We start from the raw sequence: 17,450 nt of genomic DNA on the forward strand, positions 1-17,450 counted from the left end.
GCATATTAGCCGATACAATTATTGACTATTTATAGCAATAGCCGTACAATATAATTTGAGTATTTATATTAATACAATAAAGCATATCAATTTTAATGCTATTATAAGAATAGCGTAATTTTGGAGGTTTACTATGAGGATTTTTAAAACGGGAGAATATAGTAATAAAAGACGTCATAGCTGCAAGAAAATGGTATTATCCGCTGGAATGGCATTAATGCTGGCAGCAGCCCCTGTAACAGCAATGGCTGGACAGGTATATGGCAGCAATACAGGTGTGACATCTGCAAACAGCGTGATGAATAATATAGCAGCCGGCCTTAGTATGAGCAATAAGATTGATGTATCAACATTAAAGAATAACAAGAAGGTGGGCGGAGATGATATTACTCTTGATAATGACCTTACAGACTGGAAGAATGTGACAGAAAGAAAGGCTTTATCAGATAAGGTATCAAGCTGGAAAGCAGTAATCTCAGCCGATTACTCTACATTATACATAAGCTATGAGGGAACAGCACAGTCAGAGTGGGATTATGGATATACAGGCCAGCAGAACCTTGTTGATATTACATATGCCACAGGGCTTAGTGACTCAACCAATCATATTCAGTTTGTTGCGTGGAATGGTGGAGCACAGGTTAAGAACGGCTGGTATGGTGATATAGAGGGTGCTAAGATGGTTACAGTTAATGAGGCACACCAGAATACAGCAGGACCATATACAGTTGAGGCTTCAATTCCTATGAATTTCTTTACGGAGGGTAATTTCAAGATAACATTTGCTGGTGTTACGGTAGATTTAGCAGATATAGAAGTGCTTGACGGCAGTGCGATTAAAGAGGATACAACAGAGGCTGTCTATGAGGGCATAACAATAGATGGCAGTTTTAAAGACTGGGATGCAGTTGCCAGGTATAATGCAGCGTGTCCTAATGAAGCACACAAGGACTGCCTTTCAAAAGCAGCTATGGTGTTTGATGGAGATTATGTATACATATACTTAAAGGACGGAGCAACAGGAAGTGCTTATGGTGCTGGAACTCATTCCAATGGCAGGTATTCAATAAAGACAGACTTGGGCAGAGAACTTGTATTTCAGCTTACACAGGATGGACAGGTTAATGGTATAGATGGTGTTTTGTGTCAGCATGTTGGAAGGCAGTGGGAAATAGCGGTTCCTAAGGATAAGCTTCCGATTTATAATAAGACAATATCATTTGGCTTATACCTTTCAGAGCCATTTGTTAAAGATGTAGCTAATCTTAAGGATGATGGCAGTAATGACAGTAGTGATGGTAATTATGATATAGCATATGATGGCTTATATGGCGACTGGAACAAATATCCACATACAACAATTCAGTATGCAACGCCAGGAACTCACGAACACGTTGCAGATGCCAGTGCTGCAATATATTGTGATGGAACACAGCTTTTTGGACACGTTGAAACTCCAATGCAGGCACATTTAACTGAAGCAGGTGGAGAGTTAACACAGGCAATTACAATAAAGTTTAATGATAATTGGAGTCAGGTATTTTATCCAAGAATGGAGACAGTAGACAGTGATGGTAACATTAACTGGAATTCTCAAAAAGGTGGACTTTCCGAAGGTACATATGAATTCTACATTTTTTCAACAGATGCATGGCATACTTCAGCTAATATTAATAGCACTAATGAAGCAGATACATGTTATGGAAAAATGATGGTGACTATTGGAAGTGATAAGGACGAATGTGAGTTTATAATAGACCTTAAGAAGGTGGCTGATAAGCTTGGATGTGATGTGAGTGATTTCAAGCAGATTGATGCACAGTTTGGAAGATTAGGGCAGCAGTGGGTTACAACAGCAGGTGCTTCAACAGGTGCCTGGCTTGGACTTTGCATATGCGTTCTTATAACAGTAGGTGTTCTCGTTTATCAGAAAAAGAAAGGCAGTAATCAGGTAACAGAATAATGAGTGTTAATCCAATCGTGGCAGTGGCAGTTATAGCAGTGTGGCTGTATATACTTTCAGTATTAACAAGAGCAAAGCTTTATGCGTGGAAGTTTATGTGGGGAAGCTTTGGGTTGTTTCTTATAATGATGATAACTATACGTCCCGTGCTTACTATGCCGCTGGCACGTTGTGTATCAGCACTGGCTGGTGTAGTTGGAAGTGTGACAGGAGCATTTACATCATATTTCAAGTATGGAATTATATTTATTCATACAGGAGTTACACAGGCGACACTGCTGATAGATTTTGAGTGTTCAGGAATTATTGAGATTATGGCATTTATATCATTGCTGGCATTCTTTAATGTATACAATTTCAGCGAAAAGGTTATGGTGGGAATAGGTGGTTTTTGCTATATAATGCTCTGTAATGCTTTGAGAATTGTGATGATATGTATGTCAGTATATTTTTGGGGAATGGGAGCATACTATGTGGTTCATACATTTATTGGAAGAATATTCTTTTACGTTCTAAGTGTATATCTGTATTTCTATGTATTTACCAAACCTCAGGTTATAAAGATGAAAGTAGGCAGCTTCTCATATGGTAATAATAAAACAAATTCTTAACTCATTTCTTTTCTGGGGCGGCTGGATAATCATTCCATTTATTATGGAGATTGTCCCGGCACTTGGAAGTGTATTTCTTCTTATCAGGAGAAATCTAAGACATAAGAAGAAAAGAAAAGAGATGAAGATATATCCAGAGATATCTCTTATTATTCCTGTATATAATTCAGCGGATACTCTGTATGGATGTATCAAGTCGGTTAATGACAGTACTTACCCTAATGATAAAATCAGAATATTCCTTGTTAATAATAAAGGTCAGGACAACAGCTTCGCCGTATATGCGGACTGTCAGAAGAAGTTTCCTGACCTTCTTATGCAGTGGCTTAATGCAGAGCAGGGCAAGTCAAGAGCACTTAACCTGGCCTTGTATAACAGTGACGGCAAGTATATTATTAATCTTGATAGTGATGGAATATTAGAGAAAAATGCACTTGTCAATCTTATTACAAGATTTGAACAGGATACAGATCTTAACTGTATGACAGGAGCTATTCTTACAATTCCTGAACAGATACAGGCATATAAAGGATTTTTTCCAAGACTGCTCCGTAATCTGGAATTTATGGAATATGCACAGGCTTTCCTTGCAGGCAGAAGCTATGCTTCCGAGATGAATGCAGTGTATACATTATCAGGAGCATTTTCCGCATTCAGAAAGTCAGTTGTGTTAAAGTCGTGGATGTATAACACGGATACAATATGTGAGGATACACATATCACATTCCAGATGAAATACAGGCAGAATGAACGAGTCGAAGTGTGCGAAGATGCGATATTCTTTGTTGACCCAATAGAGGATATGAACAAATTGTACACACAAAGACAGAGATGGCAGAGAGGAAGCCTTGAAGTAGCCAAGATGTTTATGGACAAGTCCTTTAAGGTAAAGAATATATTCAGCAATGTAAGCGTAAAGACTCTTCTTTATGACCACACATTTGCGTTTCCAAGAATGATATGGTATCTGGCACTTATATGCCTTATGGCTATTGGCTATTCGGGTAAGATGATACTTGTATCTACAGGAATAATATTCGGCTTGTATACACTTGCCGGATATCTGTACTTTATAGTTGTCGCGTATTTCCTTAACATCAATAAGGATGTAAAGAAATATTATGTACGGCACTGGTGGTGCATATTGTTTCTGCCGTTCTTTAATTTTCTCGTATTCTTTATAAGAGTAGCAGGTATTATTAACAGCATACAGACAGATAGTGCATGGAAGACGATGAACTTCACAGATGAGTGCAAGGCATTTGCTAAGGTTGTGAAACAGGATATGCAAAAGCCGGCGGCATTTATTGGAAAGTTAAGAAAAGCAGTCAATTACGAGCCTATGGAGGATATGGAGCTTATAGAGGTAGAAGAAGCTGATACACCGGAGGCTGTTGATATTACAGAAGACAAATGTAACATTATGGAAGATAAAACTATGGCAGAAGACAGTAAAGAAGCCGCAGAGAAAATAGAACAGATTGAACTGATAGATGAGGATGAGTCTTTATAAAATGTGTTAGATGGGAGTAAGCTATGAAACTGAAAGACAGATTGGGTAAACACCCGGTGCTTATTATTACAACAATATGTGTAATATGTGTAGCTGTTATAGCAGGATTTACAGCACATATAGAACTTCAAAGGTATGAGGACGGAATTCTTGATGTGTGTGCGACACAGCAGGATGCGTATGTACAGCTTGTTCTTGACCAGATTAATCTTAAGGATAATAGAAATGATGAGCAGATTATTAAGGAAATCCTTGAGACAATGGATGCCTCGTCTAACCATTACTGGACATTTTCAAAGGACCAGTCAATGCTATTTGTAAAAGATATAACAGAAACTAATAAATATAAAGGCGTTACAGCTTCAACATATTATATGTCAGATAGTGCCAAGGAGTTCATAGATGGTCTTATACAGAATAAGGTTGTGCATAAGACAATTAATATTAACGACAACGATTATATTGCCTCAGGAGTTCTGTTTGAATATAAGAATGAGCCATACAGATTATGCCTGCTTACACAGAGGGGTGCACTTCTTGATAACAACAGTTATCTTGGTGTAAAGACACAGATGACTACATTATTCGTGGTACTTCTTCTGATTATTGTCTTAGTGCCAATGCTTATGGCTTATTATATAAGACATATGTTATTCAAAATGGACGTACAGAAGGATACAATCGATACGGTCAACAGACGACTTTCAAAGATTAACCAGAAGCTTATGGAAAGCGACCTTCACGATACAAGAAATAATCTGTGGAAGCAGAAGGCTATTATTCCGTTTCTTGAAAAGATTACTAAGAGGGAGATATATCCGGTCACATTTATACATATCAAATGCAGGAATATTGAAAGCAGGGTTAAGTTTATAGAAAGAGCAGTATATATTCTTGATAAAAATGTTCTGAGATTTGAATATGGCAGGACGGATCTTGTGCTTATATTTATTAAGATTGATGAAAAGCGTGCTCTGGACAAGATTAATATACTTGTAGATGATAATTCATCAGTTGAGAACAGCCAGCTTGTTAATAATGAAGCTGATATTAGTAAACTTAAGGACAGATATAAACAGAGTAAGGCTGTATAAATACAGTGTATATGCTTAAAATATCAGACAGGAATGGAGATTAATATGGCAGTTAAGTTGTACAGGGAATATAGAATTAAATTTTACCTTAATATGAGGCATTACATAATTATTGATGGCAAGAAGGGTGAAATACATCCACACACATGGGAGTTCGCTCTGGATATTAAGTTTGGAAGAAGCTCATTTGTTGAGTTTAATATATTCGAGAAGGGAATTGCCAATTTCCTTGAAAAGTACCAGAATAAGGTGCTTAATGATGAAGAGCCTTTTGACAGCATAATGCCGACACTTGAGAATGTAACTGATTATTTTTCAAGTGAATTCTACAGGATAATTCATGATATCGGTGGAATGATGACAAGATTAGAGGCGAGCGAAACTCCTACAAGAAGTTATATTGTTAATATGGCAGAGCAGGAGGGAAATGCACAGATTAACGCAGATACAGAGAATATAATATTATCTGAGGTTATGGATGCAGTATTAGATGATTTAACAGAAGGATGATGGCTGTTATGAATAGAAATGATGTGAACAGGAAGACGTGGTATCTGTTAATTCTTATGCCAATAATATATCTGGCAGTGTCAGTGCTTGTTGTATTCTTAGTTAAGAATAATGGGGCATACCCTACAGGTTCAGATACTATGTATCATATATTCCGTGGAGATTATGTATACAATTCTATAAAGGAAGGCAGCTGGTATCCTATATATAATTCTATGTGGTATAACGGCGTGGAGATTATGCGTTACTGGGCACCACTTACAGCATATTATATGGCATTATGCCAGATGATTGCAGGTGGAGGACAGCTTGCAGGATACCTTATATTCGTGGGCTCAGTCTGCTTTTTTAACAGCATATTATGGCTTATAATAGGCAGGAAAATGAATAGGCCATATCTTGGTGCATTTGTTGGACTTATATGGTTCTTTATGCCTAATAATCTGCTTGCATTGTTTGTTGAAGGTAATCTTGCAAGATCATTGTGTATGATATTTCTGCCTGTATTCATATATGCGGTATGTGAATATCTGTCAGAGAGAAAGAGAATATATATTCCTATAATTATAGTTACATTCGCACTTATGGCAATGTGTCATCTTGGCTATGCTGGTATGATTGCACTGGCAGTGCTTATATACTGCATAGTGTATATGTTCCAGCAAGGCAATAAGAGAGCGGTATTGGAAGTGATTGTCAGCATACTGCTTGGATTTATGGTTCTTGGAATATGGCTTGTTGCTTCGCTTAATGGAGGAATAACATCACTTGATAACTCAGAAAATATGGCTAACTTCTTTCAGAAGCTTGTTGTTACTCTTAATCCGCTTGATAGAATTAAGAGCAATAACTCCCATTTCTACTATGGGATTGCAGCGTGCATAATAGCGGTATGCGGAATATTCCTTGGATATAAGAAGTCAAGAGCGGGATTTGTGACAGCGGTAGTCATTCTTGTATGCACTACTACAGCTATGTATCCGGTGTTAAGCCTTCTTCCAGGAAGCCAGTATCTTTGGATGTTAAGATTTATTTCCATAGCATTATGCTTTATATTGTACAGCTTTCTTAAGTGGGATACATTAAAGAAGCCGTTGGTGCTATTGATGTGTGTTCTTCTTATAGCAGATATAGTGCCATCACTTACATTGATAACAGGCGGAAGTCTGTTTACAGAAGATAATAAAATATCTTTAAGTGGAATGTTCAGCCGGTATAATAGTACATCAGAGGATAATTCTTCTGATACATCGCTTATTGATGATATTTTATCATTAAATATGACAGATACAAGTGAGGCAGAGGACAGGATTAATCAGATACAGAACTATACACTTATATCAAAGGCACAGAGCATAACAGGACAGAGGCTTGCACTTATGGATGCGAGCAGTCTTGGAGCTATGGGTGCGTGGCTTACAGCAGACTGGAATAACGGAGTGCCGGCTGCATTTGGTGCGGGCTGGGAAGCGGCTAACACATCAACTAACATAGCCAATCTTAATAAGGCTATGGCTGAAAGCAGATTTTACTATATGTTTGACAGATGCGAGGAGCTTGGTAACGACACAGTTGTTGTAAGGCTTTCACAACTTAATAAATATACAGGAACTCTTGATAAGCTTGATGAGGCGGCAAATGCTGTGGGTTATAAGCTTGTTGACTACAATGGTGATTACAGGCTTTATCATCTTGATGTTAATGGTAACTGGGGAACTATAAGCACTTATGAAGCTATAGGAATAGGAAGTGGTGCTTCAGGAATTTCTTTAAGATTTCCAGCGGTAGAAGAAACGGACTCTTATAATCTTGATGATTATACATTTGAGCAGTTATCGCAGTATAAAGAGATATTCCTTGACGGCTTTACTTATAATGATAAAGAGGCGGCAGAGGAGCTTATTATAAGACTTAGTGAGGCAGGGGTTAAGATTATAATCTCAGCAGACTCCATTCCGCAGGATAAGAGAACCCATACACAGACATTTCTTGGAGTTACCTGTAATGCGGTTAAGTTCGAGAATGGTTATCCAGAGATGAATACAAGAATTGGGCGTGTATATACAGATATGTTCCCACAGGGACACACTGAGTGGAATACTGTATATCTTGATGGACTTGATACTTCTTACGGAAGTGTTGACGATAATGGACTGAGTCTTGATTTCTATGGAACAGTTAAGAATGATAATATAATAATGTGTGGTCTTGGCATTATGAATTTCTACAGTATGACAGGTGATAAGACAGTTGGAAGACTGCTTGAGAATATGTCGGGTCTTACACAGGAAACATTGCCACAAAGAAAGATAGTTCCTCTTACAATTGATTATACAGGCAGCACGATTACAATAACATCTAATGAGGATAATGTTAACACTGCACTTGCTTATCACGACATATTCAGCACAGCACAGAATATTGAAAAAAAGAATAATCTTATGTATATACAGAAAGGTACAACAGTTATTAATATTAAAGTGCCTTATGTATGGCAGGGAGCAATTGTCAGCATAGCAGGAATTATCCTGTCAGTTGTATGGGTGATTGCTCTTGGAAAGACAGGAAAGTCAGGGAAGAATAAGAATGAGAATATTTGATACACACGCACATTATGATGATGAAGCATTTGATGTAGACAGGGACGAACTGCTTAATAAGCTTTTATCTACAGACATTGATACTATTGTAAATGTCGGTGCAAGCATAGAAGGGTGCAGGAAGACTTTAAATCTTGCGAAGCAGTATAAGAATATATATGCGGCTATAGGCGTTCACCCAGATGATTATGACAAACTTAATGAGGATATTATAAGCTGGCTTAAGGAAGAAGCACTAAGCAATCCGAAGGTTGTTGCAATAGGTGAGATTGGACTTGATTATTATTATGATGAGCCAGAGAGGGCAGTACAGCTTAAATGGTTTGAAAGGCAGTTACAGATGGCTGTTGAAGTTAATAAGCCAGTGATTATACATTCCAGAGAAGCCTGTGCGGACACAATTAACATTTTAAAAAATGGAAATGCGGACAGGATAGGTGGAATAATACACTGTTATTCATATACTAAGGAGTCGGTCAAGACATTTTACGATATGAACTTCTACTTTGGAATAGGCGGCGTGCTTACCTTTAAGAATGCAAGAAAGCTTGTTGAGGCGGCGGAGGTTATACCAATGGAGCGCATATTATTAGAAACAGACTGCCCATATCTTGCACCAGTTCCTAACAGGGGCAAAAGAAATGACAGCAGTAATATAAGATATGTCATAGAAAAGCTGGCAGAAATCAAGAAAATGTCTTATGATGAGATAGTGGACATTACTAATAACAATGCGAGAAGGTTATTCTTTAAAGAGGCATAACATATTCGTCAATCAGTAATTATAAGAATGGAGATTATACAGTGGATAATAAATACGCACACGTTATGCACCTTGGCAATCCGACTAATACAATCGCGGTGCTTAACAGATACGGTTTTAATTTTCAGAAGAAGTTCGGTCAGAACTTTCTTATAGATGAAAATGTAGTTGAAAAGATTGTGAGGGAAGCCGGAGTTACGAAGGATGATTTCGTGCTTGAGGTAGGACCGGGTATTGGAACTATGACACAGATACTCTGCGAGAATGCAAGAGAGGTTGTAGCTGTCGAGATTGATAAGAAGCTTATACCAATTCTTACAGAGGATACACTGTCGTGGTATGATAACGTAACAGTTATCAATGAGGATATATTAAAGCTTAATATTAAGGAACTTGCAGACAAGAAAAATGGTGGTAAGCCAATAAAGGTTGTTGCTAACCTTCCTTACTACATAACAACTCCTATTATTATGGGACTTTTTGAGAGTGGTGTGCCTTTGGACAGCATAACTATTATGGTTCAGAAGGAAGTGGCAGACCGTATGCAGGTAGGTCCGGGAACTAAAGATTACGGTGCACTTTCATTAGCAGTGCAGTATTATGCCAGACCTAAGATTGTGCTTAATGTTCCAGCAAGCTGTTTTATGCCACGTCCAAATGTAGACTCAGCGGTAATAAAGCTTGAAAGATACCAGAAGCCTCCAGTTGATGTGCTTGATGAACATCTTATGTTCAAGATAATAAGAGCTTCATTTAACCAAAGAAGAAAGACTATGATGAACAGTGTGGGTAATAGCGGTGAAGTCAATGTATCCAAAGAGGAACTGCTTAAAGCATTAGAACAGTGTGGATTTTCTGCTACAATAAGAGGAGAAGCACTCACATTAGAGCAGTTCGCGGCTCTTACTAATGCGATAATTAATAACAGATAACAGACGGCACATAATTAAGGCAATGAATATTTACCTCCCTTAGGACATAAGATTGATTAGTTAATCTTATGTCCTAAGGGAGGTTTTAAAATGGCTGATTATCAACGTTTTGTGTCATATATCTATTCATATCCGGGTGGAGTTAAGGATAAGAATGTAGGCTTTGCAAAGGTTGAAGTTGTCAGGGGAGAAATCCGGTTAAATATTAATCTAAGGGGTGTATATACTGATACTCCGGAACTATTCGGGGTGTATCTGTTATTCGCAGGTTATAACAGTGGTGAATACCAGCTTTTAAAGGCTGGCGACTGCATGGTGCAGAATGGTATGGCTGTGTACAAGGGCATATTTAATTCGTCCAACATTGATAGTACAGGGTACGCATTTTCTGACATATGCGGCATTGGAATAGCCAATCAGGTGGATGCATTCTATATGATGTTCTCAATGTGGAAAGATGAGAGCATTAATACACAAAAAATCCACTTCGTTGACAAAGAAATGTTGATTAATGAAAGAAAAAGAGCTTCTGTTGTTGATAATTTCAAAGATAGTACCAATAAACCAGACAATGCCAGCCATAACGTAGCAGTGGATAATAATGCACCAGAAAATGCTAATGCTTTGCAGAATATGAATGGAACAGTCAGTGCAGCACAGTCAGACAGTAATACAGCATACACCAATGGATGTATGATACAGGAGAATAAGGATGTTGCAATTATGCAGGCGGAGACTTTGGATAACTGCACCGGTCAGGGTAATAAGATAATGGAAAGTGATAATGATAAGTCAAAAAGAAAAAAAGCAAAGACCAGCTTTGACAAAAAAGTCGATAAATTATTGTATGCAAAGCCTGATTATATTGACGCATTTGATGATGACTATCTGTACGACTGCGTAGAGGTGTCAACAGAGGTGCTTAAACAGCTGTTGTCCATAGAGAATGACATAATAAATAACAGTTTTTTAATACACGGATATTATAATTTCCGGCATCTTTTGTTTGGCAGGGTGTGTGAAAATGAGAATAACACACATTATTTTATTGGCGTGCCGGGAATGTACTGCAACAGGGAGAGGTATATGGCTTCAATGTTTGGCTTTAACAATTTTAAGAAAAGCCATAGAAGCGATTATTCTAATCCATATTTTGGATACTGGTATCAGGAGATATAGACAAAACGTCTGTGATCCTGCCATTTGCCGTTAAGCTTTACATAAGAATGTGCAATGCCTTCATCAATAAATGACATTTTGTCCATAAGGTGGAGTGAAATCTTATTGTCAGGATGAATGTAACATTCTGTGCGGTGGATACCTAAATCGGGAATTACCACATCAAGCATATGGGCAATCATAAGGGAAGCAAGCCCTTTGCCGCGGTTAAGACGGTCTATTTTATATCCCATATTAGCAGATGGTGATGAGCCTCTGTTGATGTGGGATAAAGAAATAGTTCCGATAATGTAGTCGGGATTGTCATTAGATACAAGAAAAAATCTTACAAAATGTAAAGACATAAGAGCTTTGTTCTCAGCATTGAGCATATTCTTGATGAATTCTTCTGTATAGAAAGCTTCTGGCTTATCACTTTCATATATATCAAAATCGTTGCGGTTTCTGTAATAGAAATCCAGAACATCAAGGCTTTTATCACAGCCTAATACTTTAAGCGTGTAATCTCCAAGACTGTATCTTACGTTCATAGGTAGTCCTCCAGGTGTTAAATGCACTTTAAATAATTATGTTAAGGTATTCCTTGAATTAACGGTTAATAAATCCCTGATTGTTATCTGCGTCAGAGCTTTCAGCAAGTGCCTTTTCTTTGAGTATTTTTTTCTTCTCGCGCAGTTCCTTAAAGAAGGAGCTTAGCATAGTTGAACACTGTTCTTCGCATACGCCCCTTACAACCTCAGCCTGATGATTAAATTGTGGCATTTGCAAAATGTTAAGAACAGAACCGGCACAGCCAGCCTTAGAATTCATTGAACCGATAACTACACGTGGAATTCTTGCTTGAATAATAGCGCCGGCACACATCTGGCAGGGCTCTAATGTTACATACAGGGTACAGCCTTCAAGTCTCCAGTCCTGCATATAACGGCTTGCTTTTTTAATTGCGGTTATCTCAGCGTGTCCAAGTGTAGTCTTGTCGGTATTACGTCTGTTATATCCTCTGCCAATAATCTTACCATCATACACGATAACACACCCGATAGGCACTTCATTAATCTTAGCCGCTTTCTTCGCCTGTCCAATCGCCAGTTTCATAAAATGAATATCCATATTGTCAAATTCGTCATTAACCATAAAATCCACCAAAATCCGATCTAAACTTTTAAGATGAGCACTTTTGTGCTCATTATATCACGATTCGTAGCTTCGCTACTCTCCGCTGCTATCGCAGCTATCGTAATCGTCATTCGCCGTTCGCCAGATATCTGCTAGCAGCTTTCTGGCTCTCTTGCGCTCATTATATCATATGCCCTGCGTTGCTTTTCCACGAATCCGAAGTTTCGAAGAAACTTCTAAGTGACTACGAAGTAGTCATATTATATCATATGCCCTGCGTTGCTTTTCCACGAATCTGAAGTTTCGAAGAAACTTCTAAGTGACTACGAAGTAGTCATATTATATCATAAAAAAGAAATTTTTAAAAATATATTGACAAACCTGCCTCTTAGTTGTATGGTTAGTTACATAAGTAATGAACCAAATAACGAATTATGGTGATTAACAAAATAACAGAATGGAGAGATTGCATGCAGGAACATTTGACGCAGGAAAAATCCATATATATACAGATAAGTGAGATGATAGAAACAGATATCTGCCGTGGAATTCTGCTTGAAGAAGAAAAAGTTCCAAGCACGAATGAGCTGGCGAAGCTGTATACGATTAACCCTGCAACGGCGGCCAAAGGTGTCAACATACTTGTTGATGAGGGAATACTTTATAAGAAAAGAGGTATTGGAATGTTTGTAAGTAAGGGTGCTAAAGATATGATACTTAATAAAAGAAAAGGTGCATTTTATGAGAACTATGTCAAGTCATTGATAGAAGAAGCCAAGAGTATCGGAATAACAACTAAAGAATTAATCAATATGATTGAAGAAAGCGAGAGTTAATATGAGTGGTCTGGAGTGTAAGAATATAAGTAAAAGCTATAAGGATAATAAGGTGCTTGATAATGTGAGCCTTAATATTGAACAGGGAAAGATATATGGTCTTATAGGAAGAAATGGTGTTGGAAAGACAACACTTATGTCAATTATGACAGGACAGAATCCAGCTGACAGCGGAGAAGTTACATACAATGGACAGCCTGTGTGGGAAAATGCAGAGGCGTTAAGCCATATATGCTTTTCAAGAGAGATTAATACCAAGAGCCTGCTTGGAATGAACAACCAGAAGGTTAAAGAATATCTTCGTCTTGCTTCAATATATTATAAGAACTGGGACAAGGATATGGCAGAGGAACTTGTGAAAAGGTTTGGTATTGATAAAAAGAAGAAGGTATGTAATCTTTCAAAAGGAATGTTGTCAATGCTCACAGTGATAATAGGACTTGCAAGCAAGGCGGAGATAACAATTCTTGATGAGCCGGCAGCAGGGCTTGATGTTATCGTCAGGGAAGAATTCTACAAGCTTATTATAGATGAGCAGCAGGAGAATGGCAGAACATTTATAATATCAACACACATCATTGAAGAAGCGGCAAATGTATTCGAAGAAGTCATAATACTTAAAGATAAATGTGTATATTTAAAGGAAAATACAGTTGAATTACTTGATAAATGCCGTTATGTATCAGGTCTTGAAGAAGATGTAAAAAATGCTGTTGATGGCTGCAAAATTATCAATGAAGAACATATAGGAAGAAGCTACGCTGTTACAGTAATGCAGGATGGCGATGGGAAAATCAAAGCAGTTCAACATGTTACGGTACAGCCGGTTTCACTTCAGAATTTATTTATTGCGATATGTGGACAGTCGAATATGTAAGGAGGGGTGACCTATGAATTATGGATTGGCAAGAATAATCAAAGAACCATTGTATCAGGCATTGAGGAACACTATGTATATAATAATAGGTGCATTTGCATTGACAATATATAGTATGTTTGTAGTTAATGATAAGGGAGCACATTCCGCTTTGGCAGTTGGAATGTTGTTTTCCCAGTGTATTATATATATTGGTGGATATGTCATAGTATTATTTATGATTTGTTATACCTGTCAGAATATTTCACTTGCAGTTTCTTTTGGCTGCACAAGAAAGCAGGCTGTGGTGGGGGTCTATATTATTGAGTTTCTAATGGGCATTTTCTTAATTATTGTGTCAGTAGCAGGAGCCTTAACAGCTGGTTTAATGGGAGTTGATATCAGTCTTGGAATATGGATATTGCAGGCGGTACTGGTTATGCTTATATGTATAGCTGTGGCTAATATAGGTTCAAGCATAACATTAAAAGTGGGAAGAATAGGTTATATGTCAATGGTTTTAATAATGGGATTTGTAATGGGAATTATGACGGTTTTCATCAAATCAACATTAGCTGCAGGATATAGCATTATGGGTGGATTTATAAATCTTAATGCAGGCACCTGTACTACAGGAATAATAGCCGCATTTATAGCTGTGTTAATATCAATGTATATATATTACCTTGCGATAAGAAAGCTTGTAGTGAGAAGCTAGGGCTGGAATGGAGAAGAATATGGAAGAGATAGCGAAGATTTTTAAAATAAACAAGACAGGTATAATGCAGACATTTATGATACTCATAATATGTTCGGTTGCAGGGAATATTATCCACGATGTAATTATGTTAATGGAGAACATAGGACTTGTAGAGAAAGATTATACAGTATTTCCAATGGGAAGCTTTATGGTAATAATTGGAATTATTGCCACAGTTATATTTGCAGCGACAACTTATAACTACACAAGATTCAATATGGATGTATCATATGGATGCACGAGGAAGATGTATATTATAAGACAATGGGTGTTTGATATTGTGGTTATTATTATGGCGTGGGCAGGATTAGGTATTACATATCTGTATGAGAACTGGAAGTTTGCGGCATTTTATTCAGAATATAGACTGGAGCTTAGCATAACACCGCTTTTTCACTTCAAATATTTTGTTGTTTCATTGATAATGTTAAGTTCATTTAATATGCTTATTAGTTCACTGATTATAAAATATGGAATAAAGGGCAGAAGAATAATGGCATTCGCATATATGATAATCTGCTTCTCGATGGCTAAGGCAGAGAATATATATCAGGGGATATATGAGAGAATATTAACCCTGCCAATTGGAACAGATATATTATTATGGCTGGTGACATTAATTATAGCGGCTGTATCAGCAGTGGTGGCAATACTATTAATTAAAAAACAACAGGTTGCAAATTAGAGTGGTAAAATCAAAAAAGAATGTTATAATAAAGTATCACACATTGTAGTATATATTTAAAGGAGCAAGTGATGGATACTTTTAATGCAACTAAGGGGGCAACAATACTTATAGTTGATGATTCACGTTTCCAGCGTACTATAATAAGGGAATTGTTAAGGGAACATTTTAATATTTTTGAAGCTGAATCTGGTGAAGAGTGTCTTGGTATAATTAAAAAGGACAAGGTGTCTATTGATTTACTCATTCTTGATCTTGAAATGCCGGGAATAGGCGGCTTCGATGTTTTAAGGCGGCGACAGGAGATACAGCATTTTGCTGATATACCTGTAATAGTCCTTACAGCGACTAACAGCAGTGATGTTCAGGCAAGTGTGTACGAGCTTGGAGCTAATGACTTTCTTATTAAGCCGATTGACCCTAAGACAGCATTTTTTAGAATTCAGAACCTTCTTAAGTCAAAGCACAGAATAGCAAGTCTTATTAAAGAGTATGACGATTTCAAGTTTAAATCAAAGATTGATGAGATGACAGGACTTCTTAATAAGTCAGCAACAATAAAGCTTATAACGGATGCATTAAAAGAATATTCGAATGGACTGCACGCTTTGATGGCAGTGGATATTGATAATTTCAAGGCAATTAATGATGTGTATGGACATACAGTAGGTGACCATACAATATCTATTGTTGCAAGCGTTATGGCATCACAATTTGAAAAAACAGACATTGCAGGAAGAATAGGCGGCGATGAGTTTGTATTATTTGTTCGTGACATTGAAAGCAGGAAATATGTGTATGAAAAGGCACAAAAGATTGTTGATATAATATCAGCCAAAGAGAATATGTCTATTCCAGAGGATGTAACAATTAGTATAGGTGTTGTATTTACTGATGGAACAGAGAAAGATTATACAGAGTTATTTGCCAAGGCAGATGAAGCACTTTATGAGTCAAAGCATGCAGGAAAGTCGTGTTACCGCGAATATGGTGTCAAGCTTGACGGCAGGAAGGCATCAAAGACAATACCTGTTATTACACGCTCAAGAAATGTGATAAGTATAATTGAGTTCGTGCACGAATCATCTTATGATATAAGAAAGATAGATAATGTTAATGATTTTGAAGAATTAATTAGTGGGGTAAAGAATATTCCGTGCATTTATGTAGATATATCCGAGATGGAAGATAATGGATATAGGGTACTTGAGGATATAACTAATACAGACAATTTAATAATAAAGAATATGCCAATTGCCATTATATGTAAAGAGGGAAGTATGGAGCAGATACGTCTTGCAGCAGGCTATGATTGTGTTAAAGACATATTATTTGCACCAATTGAGCCACAACAGCTCAAACGCCGTATCGCAGCTTACAGGAGTAAGATAAGTGATTAACTTTACTTGACAGAGTTGGTATATAACATTTATAATAAAGGAACCGTGCAGCCGGGGAGTTAGCGGCACCTTGTACCTGCAATCCGCTATAGCAGGGGTGATGTTCGGCAGAGGGCGAGATTTTATGGAGCCGCCCGATATAAGTGGTGATGACATTTGGGTCTTTCGCAACAGGAATTCATGAACCATGTCAGGTCAGGAATGAAGCAGCATTAAGTGAAACCTTCTGTGTGCCGAAAGGCAGCCTGGATCGAGCTAACTGTATCGGTAACGTCTGTGGATGATCATTCGAAGCTGAACGCACGGTATTTTTGCGCAAGTAACGATGAGAATGGATTGAAAGAAGGACGTTTCCTGCTAGCAGGAAAAAGGCCTTATTGCAATCGATTCGAGGAGCACCGCGACAGTGACAGAAGCGGAAGCTTCTGGAACGCCATCGTTACGAGTTGAGCGAAGTGTAACGTATTGTAATATGCGATGAGAATGGATTGGAAGAAGGACGTTTCCTGCTAGCAGGAAAAAGGCCTTATTACAATCAATTCGAGGAGCACCGCGACAGTGACAGAAGCGAAGCTTCTGGAACGTCATCGTTACGAGTTAAGCGAAGTGTAACGTATTGTAATACGCGATGA

General features: G+C 37.7%; 16 protein-coding genes and 1 other RNA gene. 15 read left to right on the forward strand and 2 right to left on the reverse strand.

Going from position 1 to position 17,450, the window contains the following annotated elements; translation table 11 throughout:
• Nucleotides 1-133 precede the first annotated feature (133 nt).
• From WMO42_RS09985 to WMO42_RS10025, 9 genes are all read left to right on the forward strand, one after another.
• The gene (locus WMO42_RS09985) at nt 134-1,963 is read left to right on the forward strand and encodes a Firmicu-CTERM sorting domain-containing protein (protein ID WP_055177405.1); all 1,830 of its coding nucleotides are present in this window, start codon (nt 134-136) and stop codon (nt 1,961-1,963) included.
• Nucleotides 1,963-2,574, forward strand: a complete 612-nt coding sequence (xrtG, locus tag WMO42_RS09990; protein ID WP_055306986.1) for an exosortase family protein XrtG — start codon at nt 1,963-1,965, stop codon at nt 2,572-2,574. The genes WMO42_RS09985 and xrtG overlap by 1 nt, the downstream gene beginning before the upstream one ends.
• Entirely contained in the window at nt 2,549-4,087 is a 1,539-nt protein-coding gene (locus tag WMO42_RS09995; protein ID WP_349192194.1) for a TIGR03111 family XrtG-associated glycosyltransferase, read from the forward strand. The genes xrtG and WMO42_RS09995 overlap by 26 nt, the downstream gene beginning before the upstream one ends.
• 23 nt (nt 4,088-4,110) lie before the next feature.
• Complete coding sequence (locus WMO42_RS10000; RefSeq protein ID WP_349192195.1) at nt 4,111-5,181, forward strand: hypothetical protein; 1,071 nt, start codon at nt 4,111-4,113, stop codon at nt 5,179-5,181.
• Between the two features lie 45 nt (nt 5,182-5,226).
• Nucleotides 5,227-5,691, forward strand: coding sequence for a 6-carboxytetrahydropterin synthase (locus WMO42_RS10005; protein WP_022501300.1), 465 nt, complete (start codon nt 5,227-5,229; stop codon nt 5,689-5,691).
• Nucleotides 5,692-5,699: 8 nt separating this feature from the next.
• A complete protein-coding gene (locus WMO42_RS10010) occupies nt 5,700-8,291 on the forward strand; it encodes a 6-pyruvoyl-tetrahydropterin synthase-related protein (RefSeq protein WP_349192196.1) in 2,592 nt (863 codons plus the stop codon).
• Complete coding sequence (locus WMO42_RS10015) at nt 8,278-9,054, forward strand: TatD family hydrolase (RefSeq protein ID WP_055177414.1); 777 nt, start codon at nt 8,278-8,280, stop codon at nt 9,052-9,054. Before WMO42_RS10010 ends, WMO42_RS10015 begins: the two co-directional genes overlap by 14 nt.
• Nucleotides 9,055-9,119: 65 nt before the next feature.
• The gene (rsmA, locus tag WMO42_RS10020; RefSeq protein WP_055307005.1) at nt 9,120-9,986 is read left to right on the forward strand and encodes a 16S rRNA (adenine(1518)-N(6)/adenine(1519)-N(6))-dimethyltransferase RsmA; all 867 of its coding nucleotides are present in this window, start codon (nt 9,120-9,122) and stop codon (nt 9,984-9,986) included.
• A 90-nt stretch (nt 9,987-10,076) separates the two neighbouring features.
• Nucleotides 10,077-11,165, forward strand: coding sequence for a DUF6128 domain-containing protein (locus WMO42_RS10025; protein WP_349192197.1), 1,089 nt, complete (start codon nt 10,077-10,079; stop codon nt 11,163-11,165).
• Here the strand turns inward: WMO42_RS10025 and WMO42_RS10030 are convergent.
• Together WMO42_RS10030 and tadA are read right to left on the reverse strand one after the other, a co-directional pair.
• Nucleotides 11,153-11,695, reverse strand: coding sequence for a GNAT family protein (locus tag WMO42_RS10030; RefSeq protein ID WP_022501295.1), 543 nt, complete (start codon nt 11,693-11,695; stop codon nt 11,153-11,155). The two genes, WMO42_RS10025 and WMO42_RS10030, sit on opposite strands and share 13 nt — an antisense overlap.
• A 58-nt stretch (nt 11,696-11,753) precedes the next feature.
• Nucleotides 11,754-12,299, reverse strand: coding sequence for a tRNA adenosine(34) deaminase TadA (gene tadA / locus WMO42_RS10035; RefSeq protein ID WP_022501294.1), 546 nt, complete (start codon nt 12,297-12,299; stop codon nt 11,754-11,756).
• A gap of 452 nt (nt 12,300-12,751) precedes the next feature.
• On the opposite strand from tadA, the gene WMO42_RS10040 reads away from it, so the two are divergent.
• The 6 genes from WMO42_RS10040 to ffs all read left to right on the forward strand — a co-directional run bounded on the left by WMO42_RS10040 (nt 12,752) and on the right by ffs (nt 17,124).
• Nucleotides 12,752-13,117, forward strand: a complete 366-nt coding sequence (locus tag WMO42_RS10040; protein ID WP_022503089.1) for a GntR family transcriptional regulator — start codon at nt 12,752-12,754, stop codon at nt 13,115-13,117.
• A gap of 1 nt (nt 13,118) precedes the next feature.
• The gene (locus WMO42_RS10045; RefSeq protein WP_022503088.1) at nt 13,119-13,994 is read left to right on the forward strand and encodes an ABC transporter ATP-binding protein; all 876 of its coding nucleotides are present in this window, start codon (nt 13,119-13,121) and stop codon (nt 13,992-13,994) included.
• 13 nt (nt 13,995-14,007) lie between these two features.
• Nucleotides 14,008-14,691 (forward strand): hypothetical protein, encoded by a 684-nt coding sequence (locus WMO42_RS10050; RefSeq protein ID WP_055306981.1) that lies wholly within the window; start codon nt 14,008-14,010, stop codon nt 14,689-14,691.
• Between the two features lie 19 nt (nt 14,692-14,710).
• Nucleotides 14,711-15,418: a hypothetical protein gene (locus WMO42_RS10055; protein ID WP_055306980.1), complete on the forward strand. Its 708-nt coding sequence runs from the start codon at nt 14,711-14,713 to the stop codon at nt 15,416-15,418.
• A 71-nt stretch (nt 15,419-15,489) separates the two neighbouring features.
• Nucleotides 15,490-16,818: a diguanylate cyclase gene (locus tag WMO42_RS10060; RefSeq protein ID WP_116444289.1), complete on the forward strand. Its 1,329-nt coding sequence runs from the start codon at nt 15,490-15,492 to the stop codon at nt 16,816-16,818.
• A gap of 43 nt (nt 16,819-16,861) precedes the next feature.
• An RNA gene (gene ffs, locus WMO42_RS10065) (signal recognition particle sRNA large type) lies at nt 16,862-17,124 on the forward strand.
• Nucleotides 17,125-17,450 lie beyond the last annotated feature (326 nt).

Source organism: Lachnospira sp. CLA-JM-H23, assembly GCF_040096425.1.
Classification (GTDB): domain Bacteria; phylum Bacillota; class Clostridia; order Lachnospirales; family Lachnospiraceae; genus Lachnospira; species Lachnospira rogosae.

Excerpts from the sequence above, each read along its gene's own strand:
- WMO42_RS10040 (WP_022503089.1), top strand. The coding sequence starts at position 12,752 with ATGCAGGAACATTTGACGCAGGAAAAATCCATATATATACAGATAAGT.
- xrtG (WP_055306986.1), top strand. The coding sequence starts at position 1,963 with ATGAGTGTTAATCCAATCGTGGCAGTGGCAGTTATAGCAGTGTGGCTG.
- WMO42_RS10025 (WP_349192197.1), top strand. The coding sequence starts at position 10,077 with ATGGCTGATTATCAACGTTTTGTGTCATATATCTATTCATATCCGGGT.
- WMO42_RS10050 (WP_055306981.1), top strand. The coding sequence starts at position 14,008 with ATGAATTATGGATTGGCAAGAATAATCAAAGAACCATTGTATCAGGCA.
- WMO42_RS09985 (WP_055177405.1), top strand. The coding sequence starts at position 134 with ATGAGGATTTTTAAAACGGGAGAATATAGTAATAAAAGACGTCATAGC.
- WMO42_RS10045 (WP_022503088.1), top strand. The coding sequence starts at position 13,119 with ATGAGTGGTCTGGAGTGTAAGAATATAAGTAAAAGCTATAAGGATAAT.
- WMO42_RS10055 (WP_055306980.1), top strand. The coding sequence starts at position 14,711 with ATGGAAGAGATAGCGAAGATTTTTAAAATAAACAAGACAGGTATAATG.
- WMO42_RS10010 (WP_349192196.1), top strand. The coding sequence starts at position 5,700 with ATGAATAGAAATGATGTGAACAGGAAGACGTGGTATCTGTTAATTCTT.
- WMO42_RS10015 (WP_055177414.1), top strand. The coding sequence starts at position 8,278 with ATGAGAATATTTGATACACACGCACATTATGATGATGAAGCATTTGAT.
- tadA (WP_022501294.1), bottom strand. The coding sequence starts at position 12,299 with ATGGTTAATGACGAATTTGACAATATGGATATTCATTTTATGAAACTG.
- rsmA (WP_055307005.1), top strand. The coding sequence starts at position 9,120 with ATGCACCTTGGCAATCCGACTAATACAATCGCGGTGCTTAACAGATAC.
- WMO42_RS10030 (WP_022501295.1), bottom strand. The coding sequence starts at position 11,695 with ATGAACGTAAGATACAGTCTTGGAGATTACACGCTTAAAGTATTAGGC.
- WMO42_RS10005 (WP_022501300.1), top strand. The coding sequence starts at position 5,227 with ATGGCAGTTAAGTTGTACAGGGAATATAGAATTAAATTTTACCTTAAT.
- WMO42_RS10000 (WP_349192195.1), top strand. The coding sequence starts at position 4,111 with ATGAAACTGAAAGACAGATTGGGTAAACACCCGGTGCTTATTATTACA.
- WMO42_RS10060 (WP_116444289.1), top strand. The coding sequence starts at position 15,490 with ATGGATACTTTTAATGCAACTAAGGGGGCAACAATACTTATAGTTGAT.
- WMO42_RS09995 (WP_349192194.1), top strand. The coding sequence starts at position 2,549 with ATGGTAATAATAAAACAAATTCTTAACTCATTTCTTTTCTGGGGCGGC.